The organism is Klebsiella sp. SWET4 (assembly GCF_024296565.1).
In the GTDB taxonomy this organism is placed as follows: Bacteria; Pseudomonadota; Gammaproteobacteria; order Enterobacterales; family Enterobacteriaceae; genus Klebsiella; species Klebsiella variicola.
Genome location: NZ_JANCOB010000027.1, coordinates 1 through 5,185 on the forward strand (window position 1 = coordinate 1; position 5,185 = coordinate 5,185).

The 5,185-nt window shown below is 45.1% G+C and carries 4 protein-coding genes and 1 pseudogene; 4 read left to right on the forward strand and 1 reads right to left on the reverse strand.

The features are described 5' to 3' along the window. From NKJ21_RS27165 to NKJ21_RS27175, 3 genes and pseudogenes are all read left to right on the forward strand, one after another. Positions 1-122: pseudogene (locus NKJ21_RS27165) on the forward strand (phosphomannomutase); the annotation flags it as partial. 163 nt (positions 123-285) lie between these two features. After that, positions 286-1,452 (forward strand): UDP-glucose 6-dehydrogenase, encoded by a 1,167-nt coding sequence (gene ugd / locus NKJ21_RS27170; RefSeq protein ID WP_031589093.1) that lies wholly within the window; start codon positions 286-288, stop codon positions 1,450-1,452. A gap of 192 nt (positions 1,453-1,644) precedes the next feature. Next, entirely contained in the window at positions 1,645-2,652 is a 1,008-nt protein-coding gene (locus NKJ21_RS27175) for an NAD-dependent epimerase (protein ID WP_254733381.1), read from the forward strand. A 568-nt stretch (positions 2,653-3,220) separates the two neighbouring features. On the opposite strand, the gene NKJ21_RS27180 is transcribed toward NKJ21_RS27175, so the two are convergent. Next, positions 3,221-3,343 carry a small membrane protein gene (locus tag NKJ21_RS27180; RefSeq protein ID WP_143887341.1) on the reverse strand — a complete coding sequence of 41 codons (123 nt, stop codon included), beginning with the start codon at positions 3,341-3,343 and terminating at the stop codon, positions 3,221-3,223. Between the two features lie 1,760 nt (positions 3,344-5,103). Between NKJ21_RS27180 and NKJ21_RS27185 the strand changes: the two genes are divergently transcribed. Beyond that, positions 5,104-5,185, forward strand: an 82-nt coding sequence (locus NKJ21_RS27185; protein ID WP_142245726.1) for a sugar phosphate nucleotidyltransferase, incomplete at its 3' end; no start/stop codon positions are given.

Here is a 5,185-nt window from a genome sequence, read left to right on the forward strand (position 1 = left end):
AGTGGCGCTTTAACCTGCGCACGTCCAATACCGAGCCGGTGGTGCGTCTGAACGTGGAGTCCAGAGCGGATACTGCGTTAATGAATGCAAAAACCGAAGAGATTTTAGCTCTTCTCAAGTAATGCATTATCCATAATGGAAGCCATAGGGTCAGATTTTAATCGTATTATTGACCTTATGGCTTATTCTTGACATCCCACTGGTCAAAGCGTAAAACCGCGCACAGTATTATTTAATTTCGTGGCTATCCGCCATTATCCAGTTAACTGATTAAAGTGTAATCTCATGAAAATTACTATTTCCGGTACAGGTTATGTTGGTTTATCGAACGGTGTCCTGATTGCGCAAAACCACGAAGTGGTTGCTCTGGATATCGTACAGGCCAAAGTGGATATGCTTAACCAGAAGATCTCTCCGATTGTGGATAAAGAGATTCAGGAATATCTGGCAGAAAAACCGTTAAATTTCCGTGCCACCACGGACAAGCACGACGCCTATCGTAATGCCGACTACGTGATCATTGCGACGCCGACCGATTACGATCCCAAAACCAACTACTTCAACACCTCTACGGTGGAAGCGGTTATTCGCGATGTTACAGAGATCAACCCGAACGCGGTGATGATCATTAAATCGACCATCCCTGTGGGGTTCACCCGCGACATCAAAGAACGTTTAGGAATTGACAATGTTATTTTCTCTCCTGAGTTCCTGCGTGAAGGACGTGCGCTGTACGACAACCTGCACCCATCGCGCATTGTCATTGGTGAGCGCTCTGCGCGTGCCGAACGTTTCGCAGACCTGCTGAAAGAAGGCGCGATCAAGCAGGATATCCCGACCCTGTTTACCGACTCCACTGAAGCGGAAGCGATCAAACTGTTCGCGAACACCTATCTGGCGCTGCGTGTTGCCTATTTCAACGAGCTCGACAGCTATGCTGAAAGCCAGGGGCTGAACAGCAAGCAGATTATCGAAGGGGTATGCCTGGATCCGCGTATCGGCAACCACTATAACAACCCGTCCTTTGGCTATGGCGGCTACTGCCTGCCGAAAGATACCAAGCAGTTGCTGGCGAACTACGAATCGGTCCCGAACAATATTATTGCCGCTATTGTGGATGCCAACCGTACCCGTAAGGACTTTATTTCTGATTCCATCCTCGCTCGTAAGCCGAAAGTGGTGGGTGTATATCGCCTGATCATGAAGAGTGGTTCGGACAATTTCCGCGCCTCTTCTATCCAGGGCATCATGAAGCGCATCAAGGCGAAAGGTATCCCGGTCATTATCTATGAACCTGTGATGCAGGAAGATGAGTTCTTCAACTCACGCGTCGTGCGCGACCTGGATGCCTTCAAACAAGAGGCGGATGTGATCATCTCTAACCGTATGGCGGAAGAGCTGGCGGATGTGGCGGACAAGGTTTACACCCGCGATCTGTTTGGTAATGATTAGGATTTATAACCTTTGGCTGGATGAGAGTATATCCAGCCAAATTTTATATGAAATTGGATTTCATTGATGTTAATTAACTTGTGGAAATGGTTATCCAGTTAGTTATTTACGATTAGTGATTTTTTCTGGTGATATAAACTAAGTTTGTAAAACATCAATGCTGCCAATCGAGTATTTCTCAGGAGTTTAAATATGAAATTTTTAGTCACTGGTGCGGCTGGTTTTATTGGGTTTCATGTCAGCAAACGCCTTTTGAATGATGGGCATCAAGTTGTTGGGATTGATAACATTAATGATTATTATGATGTAAAGTTAAAAGAATCTCGTCTTGAACAATTAGAATCTCCCTCTTTTACTTTTTATAAGTTAGATCTCGCTGACCGTGATGGTATGGCTAAACTTTTCGAAACGGAGCAGTTTGAACGTGTTATCCATCTTGCGGCTCAAGCGGGTGTACGTTATTCTCTCGAAAATCCATATGCTTACGCAGATTCCAATTTAACGGGCTACCTGAATATTTTGGAAGGTTGCCGTCATAATAAAGTGCAACATCTATTATATGCTTCATCCAGTTCTGTCTACGGTCTAAACCGTAAAATGCCATTCTCAACAGATGATTCAGTCGACCACCCCGTTTCGTTGTATGCTGCCACAAAAAAAGCTAATGAGCTGATGGCACATACTTATTCCCATCTGTACAGCATCCCGACGACAGGACTGCGCTTCTTTACGGTCTATGGTCCCTGGGGCCGTCCGGACATGGCGTTATTCAAATTCACGAAAGCGATGCTGGAAGGGAAAAGCATTGATGTTTATAACTATGGTAAAATGAAGCGTGATTTTACCTATATAGATGATATTGTCGAAGCTATTGTTCGTATCCAGGATTTAATCCCTCAGCCTGATCCTGAATGGACAGTCGAGGAAGGCTCTCCGGCTACCAGCTCCGCGCCATATCGGGTCTACAACATTGGTAACAGCTCACCGGTGGAACTGATGGATTATATCAATGCATTGGAGCAGGCATTGGGATTGGAAGCGAAGAAGAATATGATGCCTATCCAGCCGGGTGATGTGTTGAATACCAGTGCCGAGACACAAGCTCTCTATAAAACTATTGGTTTTAAACCGGAAACGCCAGTACAGCAAGGTGTTAAAAACTTTGTAGATTGGTATAAAGAGTACTATCAATATAACTAGTTTATTGGAAGGGGGGGGATAGAAACGTTTTCGCGCCTCCCTCATACCGGCAGCAAGTAGCGGATGTATCATTACCGTATGGCGGAAAAGCGGGTGGATGTTGCGGACAAGGTATACACCCGCGATCTGTTTGGTAACGATTAGTTGTGCCTGTCTGACCCTGGCGGTTCCCTGCCGCCAGTGTTCTTCTTTCTCTCCCCCGCTATATCCCTCACTACGCGTATTTCTCGCACATTCAGATTAACCTCAATAAATTGTGATGGACATTACGATCCTGTTCAAAAGCCGTTGCGGGTTGAAAACAGGTCCGATAAGTTAAACTTACCTTGTGAAGAGCTACCGTCACTGTGATGTAGATGCCGGAGATAAGCGCCGGGAGGTAAAACAAAGCCTGCAACGCAGGCTTTTGTTATTTATGCCCTATAAGAAATTTGATGAACAGGGTGCGATTAACACTATTTTTTCTTGCCTTAATGCCATGCCAAAACGCAGAATGAACGGTCATTCTGTAATATCATTTTTTTATCTCTTAATGTTATCTTAATCTAATTGCAATACAGAGCGGTCCTTACCACTTGCGTTTATTAAACGTCAGTTTCGTTTTCTTTCTGTCTTTTAAATAAGAAATCAAGAAATAAACGGAAACAGCAAGTAGTATGGCAGCCACCACTAAGAAAAATAGGTTTTGCATAATATCTACCACAGGGCTTATGTTGATTGAATTATTAGCTTGATAAGCAATGCACCAGTTTTGTACTATTGCATGGCTTGCTCTAACATATCCTGGATTTAGGAAAATTCCTACAGAGAGTAATGTTTTTCCTCAATCAGCATATAATGCTGTTTCCACTCACCAAATTGGGATGGATGCCAGAAAAGTTTGAGTGCCTGGCGCGCGGATATTTGCTTTTTTGAAAAAGGCTGGATGAAACTGGTTTCAGGCGGGCGAGAAAAAAGGCAAAAATTCTGTCTTTAGCACAAAATATTATATATAAAACAATGAATGTGCATTCAGTCAACATATCATCAGGATGACGGGCTTTACATAAAAGAAGTTGCCGCAACCTGACGGTTGTGGCAGGGCAGTGGGTTAGATTTCCTAGGCCGTTCCACGAAGTTCTTCACGCTTTCCTTCACGGAAGTTTGCGGCTCAAACTTCATTGTTCCAAACAGCGATAGGGATCTATCCTGGCATCCAGCACATCACGCGACTAGATGGGCATCTTATTCTTCTTTGCTTCGATCCGAGAGCTTCTTCTCGAGAGGATTTAAAGTCCATCATCTCAACCAGTGAGTTGTAGCCAAAGGATGCAGTATGCAAATAGTGGTCGGCATCTCGTGGCGATGAGATTATGTAGGTGTATCAGTTTGTCAGCCCCTAAGAGCAAGAGTGTTCAGTCCGTTCTACATAAGTGCCGATTTTACACTGGCTTGCGGTTGGGATCACTTGCTTTGCCGCGTCATCTCCGCCAGACGTGAGGTGAAGGACGTTTTTTCTGGCAAAATAACCGTGGCAAAAGGCGATAAATAACAACGTTTCTCATTTGACTGTTAGCATCCGAATAATAACCTTGTGACTTGTCAGCGGTTTAGCGATTTGTGGCTAAACACAAAGGCAACAAATACCCATTGAGCCCGGCATAAGTTTGTTTAAAGTTATATTTTTTGTGCCCGGTTTATTTATCAAACGGGCTAAAAGTGCGCAATGATGGCTTTCTTTTCTTCATGGATATCAACAAATTGCTCTTTTTTTGCTTGTTTAATGAATGTTTATGATGTGTGTCATTTGAGTAATCCATTAATCAGTAGGCTTTTTTATTTTTATTCCCGCCGACCAGCGCTATAATCTGCGCACGATTTTCTTTGTGGAATGTGCAGTGTAGAGGCATGAGTCGTTTATCCCACCTATCGGAACATAGCGCCGTTGTTGTGTGCACAGGGCCATCAAGCCTGAATGCGCGTGGTCTCCCTGGCGGCGAAGGCGATGTCTCTTCTTATCTTTCCCCACGTCGTAAACGCTCCTTTCTGACGGTTGCCAGCATCGGCTGGGCGCCCGTTGCGCTTTTTTCGGTGGCGGTAAGGGCATGTGTTTTGCCCTGCGTAAATGAGAAAGTCCTGATGGTTAACCCGGCGGCAAATGCGGAAAGTGTGGTGCGTTTGGCGGCCAGGTGAGGGAAGATGCATGTTAAAAGCAGAGATATGCCTGAAGGTATATCTCTGCTTTTAGGTTTTCAGGACACGCGTTCCGCCAGGCTGTCATTGTAGCCGCTGACTGAACGATCTGCCGACAGCCTGAAGCGAAAGAGGGTGGCGCTTAGCCTGGAGCACGGGAGCAGTACGCATTTTGGTTGCGACAGCCAATGGCGGTAGCGTGCCTCAAAAAGGCTACGCCACCTGACGGTCGATTGATTGATAGTAAAATAAAGCAATTATTTATTTAAGGATTTCATTATGTTACTTCCTGTAATTATGGCTGGCGGTACCGGCAGTCGTCTCTGGCCGATGTCTCGCGAGCTTTACCCGAAACAGTTCC